Genomic DNA, 21,408 nt, shown 5'->3' on the forward strand with positions numbered 1-21,408 from the left:
GTGTCCGAAACAGTACGCCGGGTAGTCGCCGCGCGGGTGCGTGACCCGGAGGCCATCGCGGTGGCCGCGGCCACCCGTGTCCGGGCGAAATCGCCGTTCAACGACAAGGGCCGCACGATGATCATCGCCGCGGACCATCCGGCGCGCGGCGCGAACAGCGTCGGCTCCGATCCCCTCGCGATGGCCGACCGCGGCGAACTGCTGGACCGCCTCGGCCTGGCGCTGGAGCGGCCAGGGGTCACCGGTGTGCTGGCGACGCCGGACATCATCGACGATCTGCTGCTCCTCGGCGCCCTCGAAGGCAAGACCGTCATCGGCTCGATGAACCGTACCGGGCTCGCGGGGTCGAGTTTCGAGATCGACGACCGTTTCGCCTGCTACGACGCCGAAACGATCGAGCGGATGCGCTTCGACGGCGGTAAGACGCTCACCAGGATCTGCCTGACCGACCCGGCGACACCGAGCGTCCTCGAGAACACCGCGAACGCGATCAACGGCCTCGCCGACCGGAAACTGATCGCGATGGTCGAGCCGTTCGTCGCGGACTGGGTCGACGGCCGCCTGCGCAACGACCTCTCCCCCGAGGCCGTGATCCGTTCCATCACCATCGCCTCCGCTCTCGGCCGGTCGTCGGCCTACACCTGGCTGAAACTCCCGGTGGTGAAGGACATGGAGCGCGTGCTGGCCGCTTCGACGTTGCCCGCCGTCCTGCTGGGCGGCGAGGTCAAGGACCCCGACGCCGCGTTCGCCGCCTGGCAGCGCGCGCTCGCGCTGCCGACCGTGCAGGGCCTCGTGGTCGGCCGCTCCCTGCTCTACCCGCGCGACGGCGACGTCGCCAAGGCTGTCGACACAGCCGTCGGATTGCTGTGAACACCCGTGGAGGACAACGCGTGAAGACCATCGAGCACTGGATCAACGGCGCCGCGACCACGGCGGGCTCCACCCGCACAGCTCCCGTGTACGACCCGGCCGCCGGGCGGGCCCGTGCGGAGGTGCTGCTCGCGGAGCCGTCCGATGTGGACACTGCGGTGGCCGCCGCGGGCAAGGCTTTCGAGTCGTGGGGCGATTCGTCGTTGTCGCAGCGGACCAGGGTGATGTTCGCCTTCCGCGAGTTGCTGGTGAAACACGAGGACGAACTCGCGCGGATCATCTCCGCCGAACACGGCAAGGTGATCGACGACGCGCGCGGCGAGATCGTCCGCGGCCGCGAGATCGTCGAGTACGCCTGCGGCATCGCCGACGCGCTGAAGGGCGGCTTCTCCGACCAGGTCTCGCGGGACGTGGACGTGCACGATTTCCGGCAGCCGCTCGGGGTCGTCGCCGGGATCACGCCGTTCAACTTCCCGATCATGGTCCCGCTGTGGATGCACCCGATCGCCATCGCGACCGGCAACACGTTCGTGCTCAAACCCAGCGAGCGGGTCCCGTCCGCGTCCCGGCTGGTCGCCGAACTGTACGCGGAGGCGGGTCTTCCCGATGGCGTGTTCACCGTGGTCAACGGGGACAAGGTCGCGGTCGACGCGATCCTGGCGCATCCCGGCATCGCCGCCGTGTCGTTCGTCGGGTCGACCCCGATCGCGCGGTACGTCCACGAGCGCGCGACGGCGACCGGCAAACGCGTGCAGGCGCTGGGCGGGGCCAAGAACCACGCCGTCGTCCTGCCCGACGCCGATCTCGAATACGCCGCGAACCATCTCACGGCGGCCGCGTTCGGTTCCGCCGGGCAGCGCTGCATGGCGATCTCCATCGGCGTCGCCGTCGGTTCGGCGGGCGACGGGCTCGTCGAGATCCTCAAGCGCAAGGCGGCCGGGATCAAGGTCGGCCCCGGCGCCGACGCCGGCAACGACATGGGTCCCGTCGTCACCGAAGCCGCCCGGCAGCGGGTGATCGACTCCGTCACCCTCGGCACGGAGCAGGGCGCGACCCTGGTGGTCGACGGCCGGGAGCTGCGCGTCGCCGGTCACGAGGACGGGTTCTTCGTCGGACCGTCCCTTTTGGACAACGTGACCGCCGAGATGTCCGCGTACCGCGACGAGATCTTCGGGCCGGTGCTCGGGATCGTGCGGGTGTCCACACTGGACGAGGCGATCGCGCTGATCAACGCGAACCCCTACGGCAACGGGACAGCCGTCTTCACCGGCAGTGGTGAGGCGGCGCGGCGGTTCCAGCGGGAGGTGAAGGTCGGGATGATCGGGGTGAACGTGCCCATCCCGGTGCCGATGTCGTACTACTCCTTCGGCGGCTGGAAGGACTCCCTCATCGGTGACAGTCCGATCCACGGTCCGGCGGGCGTCCGGTTCTACACGCGGGCGAAAGTCGTCACGACGCGGTGGCCGCACAGTGCGGGCCCCGGAGCCTCCGGTTTCAACTTCCCCACTTCGAGCTGACCCACGCATTTCGTCCTCTGAACGCGTGTCGCGTTCAGAGGACGAAATGCGGGAAGTCAGCCCACTTCTTGCCGCTGCCGCTTCCCCACGATCCGCCAGCCGACAGCCAGCACCACGACCAGCACGGGAATCGAGTAGAACGCGATCTTCTCGGCGCCGTCGGAGAAGCCCATCAGGACCACGACCAGCGCGAGGAAACCCAGTGTCGCCCAGCCGCTGTAGGGCGCCCACGGCATCCGGTAGGACGGCCGTTCCAGCTCCCCGCGCAGCGCCGCCTGGCGCAGCCGCATCTGACAGAAGACCAGCGTCGCCCAGGTGGTGATCACGCCGAGCGAGGCGATCGCGATCGCGATGTCGAAAGCGTCCTTCGGCACGAGGTAGTTGAGCACCACGCCCAGCAGGTACGCCACCGAGGTGAACAGGATGCCGCCGTAGGGCACCTGACGACCGCTCATCTTCCCGACGAACTTCGGCGCTTCGCCCTTGTCCGCCAGCGCGCGCAGGATACGGCCGGTGGAATAGAGCCCCGAGTTGACGCTCGACAGCGCGGCGGTGAGCACGACCGCGTTCATCACGTCGCCGATACCAGGGATCCCGAGGCGGCTGAAGACGGTGACGAACGGGCTCTCCCCGCCGTTGTAGAACGGCCACGGCAGCAGCATCGCCAGCAGCAGCACGGATCCCACGTAGAACACGCCGATCCGCCAGACCACACCGTTGATCGCCTTCGGCAGCACCTTGCGGGCGTCCTTGGTCTCACCTGCGGCGATGCCGACGACCTCGATCGCCGAGTACGCGAAGATGACCGCCTGCAGCGTCATCAGGGCGATGCCGATACCGGCCGGGAAGAATCCATCGTGGGCGGTCAGGTTGTGCACGCCCGCGGTGGTGCCGCCGATGTCGGCGCTGGTGAGCACCAGCCCGATCGCGGTGATCAGGAAGACCACGATGGCCAGCACCTTGACCACCGAGAACCAGAATTCCAGCTCGCCGAACAGTTTCACCGAAAGCAGGTTCACCACGATCAGCACGCCGAGCGCGACCAGCGCGGTGATCCACTGTGGAACGTCGGGCAGCCACTTGTGCACGTAGATCGCCACCGCGGTGATCTCCGCGATCCCGGTCATCGCCCAGTTCACCCAGTACATCCAGCCGGAGGCGAACCCCGCCCACGGCCCGATGAACTTGCGGGCGTAGGTGACGAAACTGCCGGAAGTCGGCTGGTGCAGCACGAGTTCACCGAGCGCGCGCATCACGAAGTAGGCGGCGATGCCGCAGAGCGCGTACGACAGGACGAGCGACGGCCCGACCTGGTGGAGCTTGCCACCGGCACCGAGGAAAAGCCCGACGCCGATCGCGCCGCCGATGGCGATCATCTGCACTTGGCGGTTGCCCAGCGCTTTTGAGTAGCTTTCACCTTTTTCGGTGAGCAGCGAGGAATCCATGGTTGCCAGACGCTAGAGCGTGTGCGGCACGTCACCAACAGTGCTAAGGAAGACTTAAGGTGTGCGGGACGTCACTCTGGTGGTTTTACTGGAATTTCCCTTTTCGATTTGACAAATTCGCCCGCGAACCCCGATCTTCGCGCGCGCAGGCGGGCTCCTACGCTACGGCCGTGGACCTCGCAGCGCTGCTGGACCGGATCGCCGACGACGTCGCGCCCGAGATCGGCCGCGGGGCCGTCGCCGACTACATCCCCGCACTGGCCAGGGTCGAGCCCCGGCAGTTCGGCATGGCGGTGGCCGAGGTGGACGGCGGGGTGCACGGAGTCGGCGATTGGGAGGTGCCGTTCTCCATCCAGAGCATGTCGAAGGTCTTCACCCTGGCGCTCACGCTTTCCCATGGGGACGGCGTGTGGGCACGGGTGGGCCGCGAGCCGTCCGGCAACCCGTTCAACTCGCTCGTGCAGCTGGAGAACGAGGACGGGATCCCCCGCAATCCTTTCATCAACGCCGGCGCGCTCGTGGTGACCGACGAATTGGCGCACCACGGGGACGCGGCGGAGAAGCTGCTGCGATTCTTCCGCGACGAAAGCGGCCGGCCGGACATCGCTATCGACGCCGAGGTCGCCGCGTCGGAAGCCGGGCACGCCGACCGCAACCGCGCGCTCGCGTACTTCATGGCGTCCTATCGGAACATGCGCCATCCGGTGCCCGCCGTCCTCGACCAGTACGTGCGCCAGTGCTCGATCGCGATGAACTGCGGAGACGTCGCGCGCTCGGCGGTCTTCCTCGCCCGCCACGGCCTGCGCAACGACGGCTCACGGCTGCTCGGACTGAGCGGGGCCAAGCGGGTCAACGCGGTGATGCTGACCTGCGGCACCTATGACGCGGCTGGCGAATTCGCCTACCGTGTCGGGCTTCCCGGCAAGAGCGGGGTCGGCGGCGGCATCGTCGCGATCGTCCCCGGCCGGTGCGCGGTCTGCGTGTGGAGCCCCGGTCTTGATGCGCGCGGCAACTCCGTCGCGGGTGTCGCGGCGCTGGACCGGTTCACCACCCTGACCGGGTGGTCGATCTTCTGAGCCTCAGGTGCTGGGCTCGCCCATCTCGTGCCCCGGCCGCCCCTCGGTACGGCGCCGCCGTTTGATCCGTTCTTCGTGCAGATGCCGCCGTCCGCCGGTCAGGTCGCCGGTGACTTCCCGCGTCATCCCGCGGAAGGCCGCGTAGTAGCCGTCGTCGTATTCCTCGATCAGCTGGAAGGTCCACCGCTCCGGCAGCACGTTGAGCCAGGTCAGCTCGGTCCGGATCCGCTCGGCCCACTCGGGATGCCCGGCCTTCCGAAGCGCGTCGGTGGCCTCGTCGAGCGCGAAGTCGGCGCTACCCGTCAGGTGATGGAAGGCGTACAGATGCCCTCGCGCCTGTTCGACCGTTTCGAACGCGGCAACCAGCTTTCCGACGGCGTCGACGGTCGCGTCGTCGGGTTCCGAACGTGATTCCGGCATGCCGATGGATTCCCCGGAACCGGTGTTTCTACACCCCGCCGAGCGCGATCCGGGCGAACGAACGGATCAGCGGGCTCTCCCGCCCGGTCATCCAGGCGACGACCAGCGGGCTCGGCGGCATGTCGGTCAGTGGCACCCAGGTGAGCCCGTCGGGAAGAGCGTGCCCGAGCGGCGCGATACCGGCCGAACCGTTCCACAGTACGGCCTGGAGACATTCACTCACCGTGCGCACCACCGGTCCGGCTGGCCGCTCGCCGACGGGCGCGGCCCCGTTCCAGTAGGCGCGCCACAGCGGGTCCGTCCCCTCCGGCAGCTGGAACCAGGGCCGGTCGGCGGCGTCGGCGAGCTTGAGCGACGCACGACCGGCGAGCGGGTCGCCGGTGCGCAGGACGAGCCCGACCGGATCCGAGCGCAGGACGCGGACGCTGATCCCGGTTTCGTCGAACGGCGACCGGGTCAGCGCGACGTCGGCCAGCCCGGCGCGCAGGCCGGTGGTGGGATCGGTGAAGTCCGCCTCGCGGAACCGGATCGAGACCTCGGGATGAAGCCGCCGGAACGCCGCGGCGAGCCGGGTGCCTGCCTCCCCAGCACCGTCGGCGAGGGTGCCGATGGTGAACGTGGCGGCCGCCGTCACTCGAGCGCGGGCGCGGTCTGCCTGGTCCAGCAGGGTACGAGCCTCGGCGTACAGGGTGGTTCCGGCGGCGGTGGGTTCGACACCGGCGGCCGAGCGGAGCAGCAGGACAACCCCCAGGTCGTTCTCCAGCTGCCGGATGGCCCGGCTCAACGGCGGCTGGGTCATGTGCAACCGCGCGGCCGCCCGGCCGAAGTGTCTCTCCTCGGCGACGGCCACGAAGTAGCGCAGCAGACGAAGCTCCATCACCTGCGATGATACCCAGCCGGTATCGGGGCGAGGAGATCGGTCTTGGACGCCTGACGGGCAACGGGGCGACAGTGGGGTCATGCCTTTCGAACCACTCACCCACGAGCCTGCCGTCGACCCCGGCCAGGCCCGCGAAATCGCCCGCGACCTCGTGGTGATCCCGAATCTCGGCGTCGACCTCGTCCCCAACATCGGGGTCATCGGCGGCGAGCACTCGGTGCTCGTCGTCGACACCGGGCTCGGTCCTCGCAACGCCGGAAAGGTGCTCGCTTTCGCGGCCGAATACGCCCGCGGCCGCAAGATCCACCTCACCACGACGCATTTCCACCCCGAGCACGCTTTCGGCGCGCAGGTCTTCACCGGCGAGGCGACCTATCTCGTCAACGGCGCGCAGGCGGCCGACCTGGTCCACAAAGGACCGGGCTATCTCGACATGTTCCGCGGGCTCGGCGCGCCGGTCGCACGGGCCTTGGAAGGCGTGGAACCGGTCGCCCCGGACGTGGTCTACGACGACGCGTACGACCTCGATCTCGGTGGACGGGTCGTCCGGCTGGAGGCCACCGGACGCGCCCACAGCAAGGGCGATCAGGTGGTGACCGTGCCCGACGCGGGTGTGCTGTTCACCGGGGACCTGGTCGAGGCAGGCCAGTTCTCGATCTTCCCGTGGTTCCCGCCGTACGACACCGACGTCTCGGGACGACGCTGGATCGAAGTCCTGCGCCGGCTGGACGCCACCGGGCCGGACATCGTCGTCCCCGGCCATGGCGCCGTCTCCGGACGCCGGATCCTGACCGACGTCCGCGAGTACCTCGAACTGCTGCGCGACGAGACCTGGGCGCGGCGCGACTCGGCTCTCCCCGAAGAGACCATCGCCGCGGAGGTCGAAGCGCTGATGATCGAACGCCACCCCGAATGGGAAGGCCAGGACTGGATCGCGAAAGGTGTCGGCTGCTTCTGCGCGGACCACTCAGGACATCATGCAGCAGGCGCCGGTGAAGCAGCCGAAGGCACCTCCGCTTGACGTGTTCTTCCAGTTGTCGAAGTGATCGATCACGACCTCGACTTCGGCCTGCCCGGCCGCGGTGACGTCGACGCCGGAGTCGGCGAAGAAGCGGCGGAGGTCATCGGAAATGGCTGTCTTCATGGGAAATCTCCCTGTCGAACCTGCGGTGTTGGATACCGGAATCGTGCAGGTTCGCCCCCGTCGCCCGACAGTGCGAAGCACCATGGGCGACGTGTGGCTTTCGACTGCGCCAAGTGGAGCAGGGAGGGTTACTTGAAGATGGCGATGGGATGGACGACGAGTTCGCCGGTTTCGGGGTCCCAGTCCTCGACTTTGCCGAGACACCGCGCCCGGAAGGCACCTGAGGGCGCGGTGTCCCGCAGGTCGCCGGTCACGCAGGTGAAGCGGATCCGCCTGCCCAGTTCCGGGTCGTCCGGATTTCCGTACGGTGCGACGAAAACCGTCTCGGTATCGGTCTGGGAACGTTTGCGGAACAGGCCTTTCACGGAGACGAACGCCTCGATGCCGCGCAGCCGGGTCTTGAGCTGACGAGTGCTCTCGGGACCGTCGGACCAGCCGAGTTCCTTGACCAGCGCGCGATTCTGGACGAGCTCCTGCTTCGCCAGATCGACGTAGATGATGTCGTGGTGCTTCTCCAGCACCTTCATCACGATGCCGATCACGGTGATCGGCTCGGCCTTGCGGATGTACCGCCGGAACTCCTCGTCGGTGTCGGTGCGCTCCGATTCGCCTTTCAGCGGACCGAATCCGCCCGACCCCCAGAACCGCCAGCCCCGGCTCCGCCGCTTCTCCACCTCCTGTTCCAGTGCCTCGTTGTAGCGATGCAGCTGATAGAGGCCCATCACGGATTTCGTGTGCAGGTAGAAGCCGATGCCCCGGATCATCCCCTGGTCACCGTCGGATCGCGCGCGGCGCCAGTGTTTGACGAAGACGACGGCGGCGACGAGGAAGGCGGCCACGGTCAGGGCCCAGACGCCCAGCCACATTCCCCAGACTTCCCACCACAGATTATCGGCAGCCACGGATCTCCTTGAAGGCGTCGAGCAGGGATGTCGCGTTGGCGTCGACCATCCGGCCGCCGGTGGCCGTGGCCGCGCGGCCCAGTTCGGCGGGATTCGCCTCACCGAACCGGATGGCGTACGTGTGCACCGCTGGATCTCTTGGTGCGCGAAGGAATTCTTCGAGACCCGTGCCGGCGTTGCTCTCGCCGTCGGTCATCAGCACGATCGAGACGTCCCGATCGGGTTCGGCCCGGCGATGGGCGCCGGCTTTCGCGTAGGCTTCGCCAAGGGCCGACCAGACGGCGGTGCTGGTGTCGAAGTCTTCGGCCGCGACGAAGGCGCGCAGGGCGTCGAGATCCTGCGGCCCGTTGACGGTGAACTCCTTGTCCCCCAGTATCTTCCCGCCGAAACGCAGGACCGTGAGCCGCTCGCCGCGGTAGAAGCGGTCGAACCCGCCGTCCGGGCCGCCGCTCAGCCCGGCGATGGTCGCCCGGAGCGCGTCGATCCTCGCTCCCTTCATCGAGCCGGAGAAGTCGAGCACGAAGATCACCCGGCCGGGCGGCCGGACGGCGTAGTCGTCGAGCAGTTTGTCCACGACGGCCGGGTCGTCGGGGAAGTACAGCGAGTTCCCGATCGAGGCGGGCAGCCTCGGATCGAGCCCCACGTCGCCGGTGATCGGCCGCCGGAAGGTCCGTTCCATCAGTTTCTTTTGCGTCGCCGGGCTTCTGACCCAGGAGACGATCTTGTCGTAGGCCTCCCGTTTGGCCGGGTCGAGCAACAGGATCGGGTAGTCCGCCTGAACGATGCCGTCGCGCGGGTACACCAGTTCGAGCGGTGTCTTGAGCCTGCCGCTCGCGTTGAGAGTGAGCAAAGTGGACTCGTAGCCGATGATCGCGTCGGTGTCCTGGCGTTCGGCGAACCGGTCGACCAGCGCGGCCGAGGTGTCCGCCGTGAGCGTGTGCCCGGTGCGGAATCCTCGCAGCTTGTCGCATTTCACGTCTTCGAGCCGCAGCGCCGCCCCTGTCCCCGCGGCGGCCGTCGCCACCCCGACGAGTGAGGTGAGCCCGCTGGTCGCCTTCGCCGGGTCGGCCATCGCGAACCGGAACCCGCCGCCCGCCGCCGCATCCGCCAGATCCGCCCAGGACAGCTTCCCGTCCGGTTTGCCGCGGCGCAGTTCCGCCGCCTTGGCCGGGGTCACCCCGACGACGACCGGTGAGATCATCGTCTTGGTGGTGAGTGGCCGCTCCCCCTTGTCCGCGGCCCGCCGGAAGTCGAGCTGAAAGAACCGGTCGGTGGAGATCCAGGCGAGATCGTGCGTGGCCCTGCCGGGGACGAGAGCCGTGCTCATGTTGACCGTTCCCTGGAAATCCATCTCGAGTTCGATTCCCGTTTCCTCGCGGAGGTCTTCGAGGATCGGCCCGAGGTCCGCCAGTTCGGAACTGGCCAGCACACGCAGTTTTATCTTGTCCCCGCCGCTGGTGCAGGCGGCGACCAGCAGAAGCAGGCAGCAGAAGACCGCGAGGAGCCGCTTCACGGGCAGTCCCCGACGGTCTTGATCATCTGTTCCAGCACCGGGTTGTCCGGCAGTGGCGTGGTGCTGTCGTTGTCCGCGTTTTCGGGAGCCGTCAGCCCCTGCTCGCGCAGGAAGTCGTACAGCCGCGTGCTTTTCGTGCTGCCCGCGGGGGTCGCGACGCCGAATCCGAGCTCCATCGCGCGGCGCTGCAGATCGGGATCGAAGGTGATCAGTTCGCCGAGCCGTTCCGCTTCCGGCTTCAGGGCGAGGAACTGGGGTTTCGTCAGGATGTTGTCCTTCGGGTACAGCAGGACGCGGTCGGAGTCCGGCTGCCCGCTCTGCGCCTTGGCCCGCAACTGCATGGCGAGGTACTGATGCTCGTAGATGACGACGATCGGCTTGTCGCCCTCGGCGAGGTTCGCGTAGGACTCGGACAGGTCCGACGACGGGAAGCCCTGCGCGGCCACGAGCGGTTTGATCCGGCTCGCCAGCTCCTGCGCGGCCGACAGGCCCGGCGGACCGGCGGGCTCGCCCGCCGGTCGCGGGTCGACGACCGGGACCCGACGGCCGTTCTCGAGGAATGCCAGCAGGGTCAGGTACGTCGCGCCCGAGTTGGAGTCGCAGATGTTCGAGGTCTGGGCCAGTACCCGGTTCCCGTTCGCCGCGCCGAAGGTGCTGATGCCCAGCGAGTCCCAGGAGCGCTCCTGCCTCATCGCCTGGATGAATTTCTCGGTGTCGAGTGTGTAGTACAGCGGATTCTGCTGTCCCACCGGTTTCGCGATCTTTTCCTTCTCCAGTGTTTTCGCGTAGCGGCGATACGTCGCCAGCACGATGGGGCTGGTGAACGGCTGCCGCGCGGTGCCCGTCCACTGGTCCGCCCTGGCCCGCCGGACGAGGCCCGCGGCGGGCTCGCCGGACAGGAACACGAAGTCGTACTGGCTGAGGTCGTGCGTGGCCACGTCCCGTGAGCCCGTCCTGGTCACGTGGACCCGGATGTGGTGGCGCATCAGGATTTCCTGGACCTTCGCGTCGGCGAAGAGATCCGATTTGGAGCCCATCTTGCCGCGCAGGACGAGTGTCTGCTGAAAGGGCACCACGACCGTCCCCGACACGAGCAGGACGATCAGCCCGCTCACGGCGAAGGCCAGCGCGGGCCCGAAACCGCGAAGAAAGCGGCGGCGCAGAAAGAAGGCCGAGGGTTTTGGTCTGATGGTGAGCTGGGGTTCTTCACGAAGTGAGCTATCGGTGGTCACCGAATTCCTCCCCGATGTCCGGCAAGGCCCATTTTAGCGGGAACCACCGACGGAAAAGCACGTCTCGATTCGGCTTCCGGCCGCTTCGGGACCCACCTTCATCAGGCCCGGAGGCCGGACGGTTATTCTCTTCGGTGGCGAAAACCGCCATGCACCACGACGCCGGGAGATCTGAACCGCCATGCTGGACCGAGCAGTCATCGACGCCCTCTTCCCCGCCGACCTGCCCGAGCCCGAGCACTGGGAACAGCGTTACCCCGCCCGCGAGCTCCCCGAGGGCGCCAAGGTCACCCGGTTCGGCCCTTCGCCGACCGGATTCGTCCACATCGGCGGCGTCTACGTCGCCACCATCGACCAGGACATCGCCCGCCGCAGCGAGGGCCGCTACCTCGTCCGGGTCGAGGACACCGACCGGTCCCGCGAGGTCGAAGGCGCCATCGACCAGTTCGAGCGCGGCTTCGCCTACTTCGGCCTCGCCGCCGACGAGGACATCCACCGCGGCGGCGACTACGGCCCGTACCAGCAGTCCGAGCGCGAGCAGATCTACCTGACCTACGTCCGCCACCTGCTCCGCGAAGGCCGCGCGTACCTCGACTTCGCCACCAAGGACGAGCTGGCGGCGATCACCGCCCGGCAGCAGGCGACGAAGCTGCCGACCGGCTACTACGGCTCGTGGGCCATCTGGCGTGACGCCGCCCCCGCCGACGTCCAGGCCAAGCTCGACGCCGGCGACCCGTACGTCGTGCGCTTCCGCGCCCCGGACGACACCGGCGCCCGCGCCCGGTTCACCGACGCCATCCGCGGCCCGCTGGAGGCCGAGGCCAACCGCAACGACGTCGTCATCCTCAAGAGCTCGGACCAGAGCCCGCGGCTGCCGACGTATCACTTCGCGCACGCCGTCGACGACCACCTCATGCGCGTCAACCTGGTCATCCGCGGCGACGAGTGGATCTCGTCGGTGCCGGTGCACCAGCAGCTGTTCGAGGCGCTCGCGTTCGAGCCGATCACCTACGCGCACATCGCGCCGCTGATGAAGCAGGAGGGCGGCAGCAAGCGCAAGCTGTCGAAGCGCAAGGACCCGGAAGCGAGCGTCGACTTCTACATCGAGTCCGGCTACCCCACCAAGGCCGTCCTCTACTACCTGCGCGGCCTCGCCAACGGACGGCTTGCCGAGATGCCGCTCGACCAGGCCCTGGCCGAGCCGATCAACCTGGACGAATGCGGCGTCGCGGGCCCGCTCGTCGACCTGGTCAAACTCGACGACATCTCGGCCGACCACATCGCCACGCTGTCCGGCGCCGAGATCCTCGACGAGGTCCGCGCCTGGGCGGAGCGTTTCGACCCCGCGCTGCTCGCCGTCCTCGACGCCGAGCCGGACCTGGCGCTGCGGGCGCTCGCCGTCGAACGCGACGGTGCCGAGAACCCGCGCAAGGACCTGAAGAAGTGGAGCGAGTTCCGCGCCGTCTACGGATTCTTCTTCCCGCAGCTGCACGCCACCGTCGCCGGCCCCGACGACGAGCGGATCACCGCCCTCGGCGTCGACGGCGAGGTCGTCAAGGCCGTGGTGCGTGACTTCGTCGGGAACTACCAGCAGCTCGACGACGGCCAGGAGTGGTTCCAGCAGATCCGCGACGTGGCGGCGAAGCACGGTTTCGCGAAGAACGCCAAGGAGCTCAAGAAGAACCCCGAGGGCTTCCCCGGCTCCATTCGCGAGGCTTCACAGATCATCCGGATCGCGATCACGGGCTCGACCCGGAGCCCGGACCTGCACTCGATCACGCAGGCGCTGGGGCGCGAGGAGACGCTGGGCCGGTTCTCCGGTCTCGTGGGCGAGTGACCCCGTCGTGAGTGGCAAGGCCGGTTCTGACCGTCCTTGCCTGCCCACTGGTGCGATTGGTGGTCGGGTGTGGAGGATTTGGGACGTTGAACGTCCTGAATCCTCCACGCTCGGTCTCGGTGATGAGGGATTCGGGACGTTGTACGTCCGGAAGCTTCCCCCGTCGCGTATCTGCCACCGGTCGTGACCGGTGCGACCTTGATCGACGGTGAAGGAATCAGGACGTTCAACGTCCTGATTCCTTCACCGTCAAGCCCGACAGCCGCGAAACCGCCACCTTCGCTCAGGTCAGGCGCGGGTAGGTAAATGCTGGTCCGCTCTGACCGTCCTTGTCACTCACGACCCCAATGCGGGGCCGGCCGCCTCGCGTGATTGGACGGACGCCACACGCGGCCGGGCCGGGGCAAGCGTGTCGTCCCGCTGGACACACGACACCGCCACCGCCACCCCCGCACCACAGTGGCGCTCAAGACACGTCGGCTTCAACCCGAGCCACTCACGAGCCGGGCGTGAACTGGTCGTAGAACGCCGTCTTGACCGCGACGACGGCCTGTTCGGTCTCCCGGAACCGCTCCCGCGCCTCGGTCGAGTCGATCAGCTGCACCAGCCGCAGCCCGAGCTGGTCGGAATGCGTCAGCGAAAGCGGCGACGCGGCGGCGAGCGGGCGGGACTTCGCGTCGTGCACGTGGTGCGGATAGTAGAAGACGGACTTGTCGCCCAGTACCGGGCCGATCCGGCGCCACAGTTCGCCGTACTCGACGGAGACCAGCACTTCGCCCCAGAAGCGCAGGATCGTCAGCAGTTCGACGTCGGCGTGCTTCGAGTCGCCCGCCGACGAGATCAGCTCCATGGTGGTGTCGACGCAGGCCGTCGTGACCAGCGACCGCCGGGACCGCACCAGTTCTTCACGCGGGACACCGAGGGCGAGGATGTCCGCCATCAGGTCCTCGCGATGCGAAGGGGTGCTGCCGGGCGAAGAGTTGTCCGGGTACTCCTCCCGGATGATGACACGGGCGATCCTGATGGACTGTTCGTCGGTGAGCAGGTCGATCGCCAGGTCGTAGGCCATGGTGAAGGCCAGCGACAGGAAGCGGCGCTGCAGCAGGACACTCCACAGGTCGTCCTGCGAGAGCTCGGTGACGCCCCGCAGCGTCGGGTGGTTGCGGAACTCCTCGATCAAACCGTCTTCGAACTCGTCAAGGTCTCGCATCACTACACCTCTTGCTCAGAAACGGATCATGTCGATGCTTCGGTTCCAGTCGCCGAGGTCCACGTCACGGCCGATGTCCCACAACGTGTCGAGCTCACGCTGGATCTGCTCGCCGAGCACGGTGTCGTGCGTGCCCTCGATCTCGAACTGGGGCGAGTTGATCGCCAGCTGGCCGTGCAGGAACATGCTGACCAGGTAGTGCCCGTCGGCCCGGTACACCGAGACCGAGGCCTGCGAGTTGAACACCCGCACCTTCAGGTTTCCCTGACGTCTCGCCAGCCGCCGGTGCAGCCGGGAGAGCGTTTCGAGGCAGTTCGTGATCCCCGTGCTCACGAAGGCGTTGCCCGCCCCGTCGGTCCGGCCCAGTGCCGCCTCCCGCAACCCGACCAGCATCGAGTTCGGGTGCAGCAACATGATCCGCACCTCGGCCCGGCGGTCGACGATGGCGGCCTCCAGTTCGTGTTCCAGCAGTTCCAGGTTCGGGATCCAGGTGTTCAGGATCGTGATCTGTTTGGCCTTCGCGACGCGGGCGGCGAACGCGTCGTCCGGAAAGCGTTTGTGCACCTCGACCACACCGCCGTAGTGCGAACGGCGGAGGCTCGAGGCGATGCTGTCGATGTCGAGACCGGCGAGGCGATCACGGATGTCTTCCAAGGCGCGCAACGGGGTCAGCTCGATGAGCAGCACCACGACCACACCGCTGACCATGATCAGGGTCAGCGTGCTGACCCCTTTCGGCGCGACTTTGTCCAGCCAGCCGAGCTGCTCGGCGATCCCGACCGTGAAACCGACCACCGCCAAACCGCCGAGACTGAGTAATTCGAGCCAGCGACGCATTTTGCGGAGCATTCACCCTCCGGGATCCGGCAGCTGTACACCTCATGTTCCCACGATCCGAGAGGTCGCTGTGATCGGGGTCACCGCCTTGGCGCGACGCCATTCTTTCCGCGGAATTCGCCGGAAGAACCGGATCCGGCGCGGGAATCCGCAGCCGATCGCGACGGCGGGGTGAAACATACCGGCCTCGACGAACGACTTACCAGGTACGCAAGTACGGAAAGTTGTGGTCGATGAGCGCTGATCGCGTTGTCCAGCTGCGCTGGGAGCCCCGCCACGTGGCCGACGACGGTCGCGTGGAGCTGTCCTATCCAGGGATCTCCGTGGTGTCCAGCAGACAGGGCGAAGTCGTCGACCGGAAGTGGGTACCGGTCGGTGAAGAACCCACCTTCGCCGACGACGAAGCCCTGATCGCCGTCCTGCACGCCGCGTGGCGCTGGACCAGGCCCGCCGCGTAGAAGCGCGCCTACTCTTCGCTCCCCTTGTACCTGCGCTGGAGTTCTTCGTCCTGCTCACGCGGCGGCTTCTCGGTCCAGCGCCCGTGGACGAGATCGTTCTCCGTGTAATCCGCACGCCGGGAAGACCAGCCAGGCAACATGATCTTGCGGGTGCCGCCTCGCCCCCGATCACGCAGATCGGTCACCACCGCGATGCCGATCACCAGCAGCAATACCCCGAGCGCTATCCAGATTCCGACCATGTCCGCTCCCCCGCAGATGAAGTCGTTTCGGCAAGGTTAGCGCGACAACAGGCGTCGCAGAACAAAATTTCTGTCTCACCACCTTCGCCTTCTTGCTCCATTCGGGCTAGCCCGGCGGGCGTAGGTGACTTCAGCCCACACGGCGAGGTGGTGGCGGGCCCGGCGCCATAAGGTGACGGCGTGCCCGGTGAACGACTCGATTCCTGGCTGCGCGGACATGAGTCGCTCGTCGACGTCCTGACCGCGTCGCTGCTCGCGGCCTGCTGTGTCCTTTTCGGACTGCTCGTCGACGCCGATCCCGTCTATTTCCTGTTCTCCCTGCTCCTTGCGCTTCCGCTGGCCTTGCGGCGACGCGACGCCGGCGTGTGCGCGGCGCTCGTGCTGGCGACCGCGGGCGCCCAGTGGCTCACGATCCGGAACGACATCGGCGCCTTGCCCGCCGACCTCGCCGTACCTCTGGCGGTGCACGCCGCGGCGGCCTACGGACCGCGGTGGGCAGGCGGCGCCGCGCTCGCGGCCGGTCTCGCCGGCTCCGCGCTGGGCGGGCTGAGCTGGCCGATGCTGCCGTCGCCGGTGACCGCGCATCTGCTCGTCGGCGTCTTCCTGGCCAGCACGGTGGTGGCCGCCTGGGCGACCGGGACGCTGCGCCGGGTGCGGCTCGCCCACCGCGAACAGCAGGCGAGGCTCGCCGTCCTCGCGGAGCGGAACCGGATCTCCCGCGAGATGCACGACATCGTCGCCCATTCGCTCGCGGTGGTGATCGCGCAGGCCGACGGCGGCCGGTACGCGACCTCGCCCGAGGCCTGCCGGTCCGCGCTGGTCACGATCGGCGAATGCGCCCGGCAGGCGCTGGGCGATCTCCGGCGGGTGCTCGGTGTCCTGCGGGACGGCCCGGCGTGACCGGGGAGCCGGTCCGTGTCCTGCTTGCCGACGATCAGATCCTGGTCCGGTCCGGGTTCCGGCTGGTCATCGAGTCGCAGGCGGATGTGACCGTGGTCGGCGAGGCGGGTGACGGTCTCGCCGCGGTGGAGCACACCCGGCGGCTGAACCCGGATCTGGTGCTGATGGACGTGCGGATGCCGGTGCTCGACGGCATCGAGGCCACGCGACGGGTGCTGACCCTGCCTGACGCGCCGAAGGTCGTCATGCTCACGACGTACGACGTCGACGAGCACGCGCTGGCCGCCATCCGGGCCGGGGCCAGCGGCTTCCTGCTCAAGGACGCCACCCCGGAGGAGTTGCTGGCCGCGATCCGGACGGTGCACGAAGGCGACGCGGTGATCGCCCCTTCCACCACCCGCCGGTTGCTGGACCGGCTGGCGCCCCCGCTCGACCCGCTCGCGGCCCGGTCGGCGGAGACGCTGACCGGACGCGAGCGGGAGGTGCTGGCCGGGATGGCCCGAGGCTGGTCCAACGCCGAGATCGCCGAGTGGCTGGTGGTCGCACCGGGGACGGTGAAGACCCACGTGGGCAACATCCTGGCCAAACTGCGGGTGCGGGACAGGGTGCAGGCGGTGGTCCTCGCCTACGAAGCGGGCGTGGTCCGGCCCGGCGAGCGGTGACGGGCGCAGGTGACGTCGGTCCGGGGCAAAGGGCCGCCGAGCAGGTACGACTCGACGACCTCGGTGACGCAGGGCGCCGTGTCGAAGAGATAGACCCCGTGCCGGAAGGCGCCGTCCAGCGTGACCATGCGGGATCCCGGCAGGGCGCGGCGCAGCGCCCGCTGTCCGGCATACGGCGTGACAGGGTCTCCTGAAGCCCCTACGAGCAGCGCGGGAAGGTCGTTGCCGATCACGACGGGCGTCTCCGCGGGCCGGACGGGCCAGAACGCGCAGGGCGTGATGTGTCGCGCCAGCGGGCCGAACAAGGGCTCGGCGGCCCGGTGCGCCTGGATGTCCCGGTAGTAGCTTTCGGGATCGCGGGAAGCGGCCCGGTCCGCGCACTGGTTCGCGACCGTGGCGCTGAACCCGAACGCCGGTTCCACCTTCGGGTCGGTGTACAGGGAAAGCTTCCACTCCTGCGTGGGCGTCGGCGTGACGGCGAGGCCGCGTGCGGCATCGCGCAGCACGACGACCTGGGCGCTGAACTCCGCGTAGAACGCGTCGCTGTCGTCGACGGTGAGCAGCAATCCGGGGATCATCGCCGCGTCGACGCGGTGGCCGCCGACGAGCAGCAGCGGTTCGCGGGCGATCCGGTCCACTCCGGCCAGCACCTCGTCCGCGGTGGCGCCGAGGTGGTAGCGCCCGTCCCGGACGGCCGCCCAGCGTGCCCAGTCACGTAAGGCCGCGGCGTCCGCCGGAGCGGTTTCACGGGTGAGCGCCGGACCGGCGGCCCCTGGAGCCGCGGCGCTGTCGAGCACGATCCGCTCGACGCGTCGCGGGAAGAGCTGGCGGTAGACCGCGCCGAGATGGCTGCCGAAAGACCAGCCAAGATAAGAGATCTTCGGTTCCCCGAGAGCGGCTCGCACAAGGTCCATGTCACGCGCGATGTCGCGGGTGGACGCGTGTGCGAGGAGGTCGCCCTGGCCGACGCACCGCGCCGCGAGATCCCGCGCGACCGCCACACCGCGTTCGAAGGAGGCCCTGTCCGGACTCGCCAGCTGGGCACTCTGCAGGTACCGCCCGGTGGGCCAGCCGCATTCCAACGGCGCGCTGAGCCCGAAGAACCGAGGGTCGATCCCGACCAGGTCGTACCGCGCCGCGAGCGATGGCGCCCCGGACGGGACCTCCGGTGGCAGGCCTTGCGCCAGCAGTGCCACCCCCTCACGGGACGGTCCGGGACCGCCGGTGTTGACCATCAGGGTGCCCAGGCGTCGCGCGGGGTCGGTCGCGGCACGGCGTGCGACGGCCACCGAAAGGGTCCGGCCGCCGGGATCGGCGTGGTCCAGCGGAACGGTGACCTCACCGCAGGTCGCTCCGGCCGCCGCGAGCAGTTGCCCGGTCGCGTCGTCCGGCCCGGTCCGGCAGTCGTGCCAGCCGATCCGCTGCGCCCCGGCGGCCGGTTGGCTCTGCGCGAGGCTCGCCAAAAGCGCGATCGTGAGCCCCGCCGCGAGTGTTCGTCTTCTCTTCGTCATACCTGGACGCTAAGCGTGGAAACTCGCGAAAACCTCTGTCCTCAGGCCGAAATCCGCTCCTGGTGACTACTCCCGGCGGCATAGGGGGCCCGGCGGAACGGGGCGGTCAGCGTCGGCAGGATGTGGCGCCGGTTGCGGATCAGGGCGGCGAGCGCGATGACCGCGTAGACGCCGCACAGGACGTAGCGCGCGGTCTGGCCGGGCAGCGCGAACTGCACCGCGAACAGGCCGAGCAGGGTCCAGGCGGCCCAGCGCGGGAACCGCAACGCGAGCAAGGCGGCGACGCCGAGCAAGGTCTGGGTGGCGGTGAGGAGGAATTCCTCGATCTGGCGGGCGTCCAGCCGCAGCGCGGTCCCTCCGCCGCCGAGGACATAGGCGATCGGCAGGCTGCCGACGAGCAGCGTCCATTGGTTGACCTTGCTGGAAAGCAGGGTGCCGATCGCCGCGTCACCCTTGCCGCGGAGGGCGAACAAGATCGCCACGATGAACTCCGGCGCCTCCGACGCCAGCGGCGCGAGCCATTGCACGAGCAGGAACCGGTCGATGCCCAGTTCCGTCCCGACGGCGATCAGGTTGTGCGCGAACGGTTCCGCACTGGCGAGGATCACCACGGCCGCGAAGACGAACAGCGTGGTCACCAGGATCCGGCGAGGCCTCTTCGACAGCGCGCCGAGAGTGGCGGCGGGGCCGACCAGTTCGGGTTCGCCGGGCTCGGCGCGGGAGACCTTCCAGAGGTAGAACACGAAGAACCCGAGCAGTGCGAAGCCGAGGACCAGCGAGATCTGTCCCGTCCCCGGAATGACGAACGCGACGATCGAGGCGATCGCGAGGAAGCCGAGTTCGATCCGGTACGGCGAATCGAGGACCAGTTCCCGGACCGTGGCCCCGCTGCGTTTCTTCGCGACGGCGAGGCCGATCAGCACGACGGTCGACCAGCCGAGGCCGAGCAGCAACCGGTTGGAGCCGGTCATGTTCGCCGCGGCGTAGGCGACGTACTCGGGATTCGAGCCCGCCGTGTAGGCGAAGTACAGGTCGACCGCGTACTCGGGGAGCACCGCGATGACGGCGAGCAGGGCGATCGCGAGCCCGCCGGAGATGTCGACCTGCGCGGCTTCCGCGGCCCAGGCGAGGAGGAACGACGCCGCGACGACGGCGAGGCCGAACAGCAGCAGCCCCGCCACCGCGCCCGGTTCGGCGCCGGAGAACCGCAGGACGAGCGCGGGCACGGTGAGCGCGGCGCACAGGCCGATCGGCTTCAGTCGGTTGACGATCACGGACTGAGATTCCCGGCGGCCACCGGGTTACCACAACCGTTGCCCGTTTCGCCTGTCCGGCGAGATTCCTCTTGCGGGACAAGGCAAACGGAAGATCGTCATGCCGAAAATCGGACGTCGTCCCACCGGAGGACCCTGGCTGGGCTGCCCCGACGCGCGTCGCGCGCGGCCGGGGATCGCGCCGCGTCCGGCCGGCGGCGTACCGGCGGCCCGGAGCGGAAAGTGCCGCTGATCACATCGCCCGGAAATGACGGAATCCCCCGGTATCCGCGGATACCGGGGGATTCCGGGGACGGTCAGCCCCTGGCGTTCGGATCGATCACGCCGCCTGCCAGCCCGGTGGCGGCGTCGCCGAAGGCACCGGCGGAGTCGACGGCACCTTGACCGGCCGCGGTGGCCGAATCGACGGCGTCCTGGCCCGCGGCGGTGGCGTTCTCGGCGAGACCCTGCCCGGCGCCCGCGAGGTCGCCGGCGGACTGGGTGACCTGGTCGGCGGCACCGGAAAGGTCGACGCCGGTCAGTTCGCCGACCTTGTCGCCCGCGCCGCCCAGCAGTTCGGCGGCCTTTTCCTTCAGCGAGTCGAACAGGCTCATCAGGGGTACTCCTCGGATCGGTCGTGCGGAGGCGGCTGAAAGTTCACCGTACAGGACAAATCGGGCACGGTGCGCGATAGCGGCCACTCCGGACAGGTGAATCACCGAGAAGTACTCAGAGGCAGGGCGGCTGATATCCGTCGATCGCGAGGCCGCGGAAGTCGAGCTTGTTGGGGGTCTTGCCGACGAAGACCAGGCCTCGCGCTTCGGTCAGCGCCGAGGCGAAGGAGTAGTTGGGCTTGCCCAACTCGGGCAGTGTCGTCCACGCGTCGGGGGCGAAACTGAAGAACTTCTTGACGATCTTCCCGCCGGTCGACGGCACCTTCGTGAGCCACTTGTCGCCGCCGCTCCAGTGCGAAGCCGGGCGAAGCTGGACGTAGAGGTCGTCGGTCGCGCTGTAGGTCATCCAGAAACCGGCGGATTTCGAGAGATTCGCCTGCGCCTCGAACTTGTTCCCCAGCCAGACGACGACCACGTGCCATTCGGCCTTGAGGAACGCCACCTTGGCCGCGTACCCGCCACCTTCGCGGACGAGCAGGCTGCCGGTCGCCGGAACCGTGGTGCCCTCACCGGAGGCGAGCCATTGCTGCAACCGGTCGATCGACGGGGTGGCGCATTCACAGACGTGCCGCGACGGCGACGCGTTCGCGACGGCCGCGGGGCCGATCAGCGAAGCCAGGAGCATCGACGCGATCACTGCGAACGTACGACTGAAAGGAACCCTGGATCCTCCGCGCATCCCCGGAAGCTAGCACAACGATCACCCAAAAACCCGCCGCACAACAGGAAAACCGCCCCCATGCCCCACTCAGCGGGAACAGTCCTTTGTGGACCATTACCAGTGGGCCGAGTGGTCCGTGAAGGCCTCCTTGAGGGACTCCGAGT

The 21,408-nt window shown here is 68.4% G+C and carries 22 protein-coding genes; 8 read left to right on the forward strand and 14 right to left on the reverse strand.

Translation table 11 applies throughout. The features are described 5' to 3' along the window. Both AMYAL_RS0102900 and AMYAL_RS0102905 read left to right on the forward strand, forming a co-directional pair. Window positions 1–870: a Cgl0159 family (beta/alpha)8-fold protein gene (locus AMYAL_RS0102900; protein WP_026466690.1), complete on the forward strand. Its 870-nt coding sequence runs from the start codon at window positions 1–3 to the stop codon at window positions 868–870. Window positions 871–890: 20 nt separating this feature from the next. Then, window positions 891–2,387: a CoA-acylating methylmalonate-semialdehyde dehydrogenase gene (locus tag AMYAL_RS0102905; RefSeq protein ID WP_020629800.1), complete on the forward strand. Its 1,497-nt coding sequence runs from the start codon at window positions 891–893 to the stop codon at window positions 2,385–2,387. Between the two features lie 56 nt (window positions 2,388–2,443). Here AMYAL_RS0102905 and AMYAL_RS0102910 read toward each other — a convergent pair whose 3' ends face one another. Continuing rightward, entirely contained in the window at window positions 2,444–3,832 is a 1,389-nt protein-coding gene (locus AMYAL_RS0102910; RefSeq protein WP_020629801.1) for an amino acid permease, read from the reverse strand. Between the two features lie 170 nt (window positions 3,833–4,002). Between AMYAL_RS0102910 and AMYAL_RS0102915 the strand changes: the two genes are divergently transcribed. Then, on the forward strand, window positions 4,003–4,908 hold the full coding sequence (locus AMYAL_RS0102915) for a glutaminase (RefSeq protein ID WP_020629802.1): 906 nt from the start codon (window positions 4,003–4,005) through the stop codon (window positions 4,906–4,908). Window positions 4,909–4,911: 3 nt separating this feature from the next. On the opposite strand, the gene AMYAL_RS0102920 is transcribed toward AMYAL_RS0102915, so the two are convergent. Together AMYAL_RS0102920 and AMYAL_RS0102925 are read right to left on the reverse strand one after the other, a co-directional pair. After that, entirely contained in the window at window positions 4,912–5,328 is a 417-nt protein-coding gene (locus AMYAL_RS0102920) for a hypothetical protein (RefSeq protein ID WP_020629803.1), read from the reverse strand. A 28-nt stretch (window positions 5,329–5,356) separates the two neighbouring features. Further along, a complete protein-coding gene (locus AMYAL_RS0102925) occupies window positions 5,357–6,205 on the reverse strand; it encodes a LysR family transcriptional regulator (protein WP_020629804.1) in 849 nt (282 codons plus the stop codon). An 82-nt stretch (window positions 6,206–6,287) separates the two neighbouring features. On the opposite strand from AMYAL_RS0102925, the gene AMYAL_RS0102930 reads away from it, so the two are divergent. Then, window positions 6,288–7,229, forward strand: coding sequence for an MBL fold metallo-hydrolase (locus AMYAL_RS0102930; RefSeq protein WP_020629805.1), 942 nt, complete (start codon window positions 6,288–6,290; stop codon window positions 7,227–7,229). Here AMYAL_RS0102930 and AMYAL_RS49805 read toward each other — a convergent pair. From AMYAL_RS49805 to AMYAL_RS0102950, 4 genes are all read right to left on the reverse strand, one after another. After that, window positions 7,176–7,352, reverse strand: a complete 177-nt coding sequence (locus AMYAL_RS49805; protein ID WP_020629806.1) for a hypothetical protein — start codon at window positions 7,350–7,352, stop codon at window positions 7,176–7,178. The genes AMYAL_RS0102930 and AMYAL_RS49805 overlap by 54 nt on opposite strands. A gap of 128 nt (window positions 7,353–7,480) precedes the next feature. Further along, window positions 7,481–8,254, reverse strand: coding sequence for a hypothetical protein (locus AMYAL_RS0102940; protein WP_245192773.1), 774 nt, complete (start codon window positions 8,252–8,254; stop codon window positions 7,481–7,483). Next, window positions 8,241–9,767, reverse strand: a complete 1,527-nt coding sequence (locus tag AMYAL_RS0102945) for a vWA domain-containing protein (RefSeq protein WP_020629808.1) — start codon at window positions 9,765–9,767, stop codon at window positions 8,241–8,243. Before AMYAL_RS0102945 ends, AMYAL_RS0102940 begins: the two co-directional genes overlap by 14 nt. After that, entirely contained in the window at window positions 9,764–10,999 is a 1,236-nt protein-coding gene (locus AMYAL_RS0102950) for a hypothetical protein (RefSeq protein ID WP_020629809.1), read from the reverse strand. Before AMYAL_RS0102950 ends, AMYAL_RS0102945 begins: the two co-directional genes overlap by 4 nt. Before the next feature lie 181 nt (window positions 11,000–11,180). Between AMYAL_RS0102950 and AMYAL_RS0102955 the strand changes: the two genes are divergently transcribed. After that, window positions 11,181–12,836, forward strand: a complete 1,656-nt coding sequence (locus AMYAL_RS0102955) for a glutamate--tRNA ligase (RefSeq protein WP_020629810.1) — start codon at window positions 11,181–11,183, stop codon at window positions 12,834–12,836. A gap of 496 nt (window positions 12,837–13,332) precedes the next feature. Here AMYAL_RS0102955 and AMYAL_RS0102960 read toward each other — a convergent pair whose 3' ends face one another. Both AMYAL_RS0102960 and AMYAL_RS0102965 read right to left on the reverse strand, forming a co-directional pair. Beyond that, a complete protein-coding gene (locus AMYAL_RS0102960; protein WP_020629811.1) occupies window positions 13,333–14,046 on the reverse strand; it encodes a hypothetical protein in 714 nt (237 codons plus the stop codon). 15 nt (window positions 14,047–14,061) lie between these two features. Continuing rightward, window positions 14,062–14,895, reverse strand: coding sequence for a hypothetical protein (locus AMYAL_RS0102965; protein ID WP_020629812.1), 834 nt, complete (start codon window positions 14,893–14,895; stop codon window positions 14,062–14,064). 221 nt (window positions 14,896–15,116) lie between these two features. On the opposite strand from AMYAL_RS0102965, the gene AMYAL_RS0102970 reads away from it, so the two are divergent. Continuing rightward, window positions 15,117–15,341 (forward strand): hypothetical protein, encoded by a 225-nt coding sequence (locus AMYAL_RS0102970; RefSeq protein ID WP_026466692.1) that lies wholly within the window; start codon window positions 15,117–15,119, stop codon window positions 15,339–15,341. Between the two features lie 8 nt (window positions 15,342–15,349). Here AMYAL_RS0102970 and AMYAL_RS0102975 read toward each other — a convergent pair whose 3' ends face one another. Continuing rightward, window positions 15,350–15,583: a hypothetical protein gene (locus tag AMYAL_RS0102975; RefSeq protein ID WP_020629814.1), complete on the reverse strand. Its 234-nt coding sequence runs from the start codon at window positions 15,581–15,583 to the stop codon at window positions 15,350–15,352. 180 nt (window positions 15,584–15,763) lie between these two features. Between AMYAL_RS0102975 and AMYAL_RS0102980 the strand changes: the two genes are divergently transcribed. Together AMYAL_RS0102980 and AMYAL_RS0102985 are read left to right on the forward strand one after the other, a co-directional pair. Then, window positions 15,764–16,483, forward strand: coding sequence for a sensor histidine kinase (locus tag AMYAL_RS0102980; RefSeq protein WP_020629815.1), 720 nt, complete (start codon window positions 15,764–15,766; stop codon window positions 16,481–16,483). After that, a complete protein-coding gene (locus AMYAL_RS0102985; RefSeq protein ID WP_020629816.1) occupies window positions 16,480–17,145 on the forward strand; it encodes a response regulator in 666 nt (221 codons plus the stop codon). The genes AMYAL_RS0102980 and AMYAL_RS0102985 overlap by 4 nt, the downstream gene beginning before the upstream one ends. Here AMYAL_RS0102985 and AMYAL_RS0102990 read toward each other — a convergent pair. From AMYAL_RS0102990 to AMYAL_RS0103005, 4 genes are all read right to left on the reverse strand, one after another. Beyond that, on the reverse strand, window positions 17,109–18,656 hold the full coding sequence (locus tag AMYAL_RS0102990) for an alpha/beta hydrolase (RefSeq protein WP_020629817.1): 1,548 nt from the start codon (window positions 18,654–18,656) through the stop codon (window positions 17,109–17,111). The genes AMYAL_RS0102985 and AMYAL_RS0102990 overlap by 37 nt on opposite strands. A gap of 41 nt (window positions 18,657–18,697) precedes the next feature. Further along, window positions 18,698–19,930 carry a hypothetical protein gene (locus AMYAL_RS0102995; protein WP_020629818.1) on the reverse strand — a complete coding sequence of 411 codons (1,233 nt, stop codon included), beginning with the start codon at window positions 19,928–19,930 and terminating at the stop codon, window positions 18,698–18,700. Window positions 19,931–20,226: 296 nt separating this feature from the next. Further along, window positions 20,227–20,523: a hypothetical protein gene (locus tag AMYAL_RS0103000; protein ID WP_020629819.1), complete on the reverse strand. Its 297-nt coding sequence runs from the start codon at window positions 20,521–20,523 to the stop codon at window positions 20,227–20,229. Between the two features lie 115 nt (window positions 20,524–20,638). Beyond that, window positions 20,639–21,220, reverse strand: a complete 582-nt coding sequence (locus AMYAL_RS0103005; protein ID WP_020629820.1) for a hypothetical protein — start codon at window positions 21,218–21,220, stop codon at window positions 20,639–20,641. Between the last annotated feature and the right edge of the window lie 188 nt (window positions 21,221–21,408).

The organism is Amycolatopsis alba DSM 44262, assembly GCF_000384215.1.
Lineage (GTDB): Bacteria > Actinomycetota > Actinomycetes > Mycobacteriales > Pseudonocardiaceae > Amycolatopsis > Amycolatopsis alba.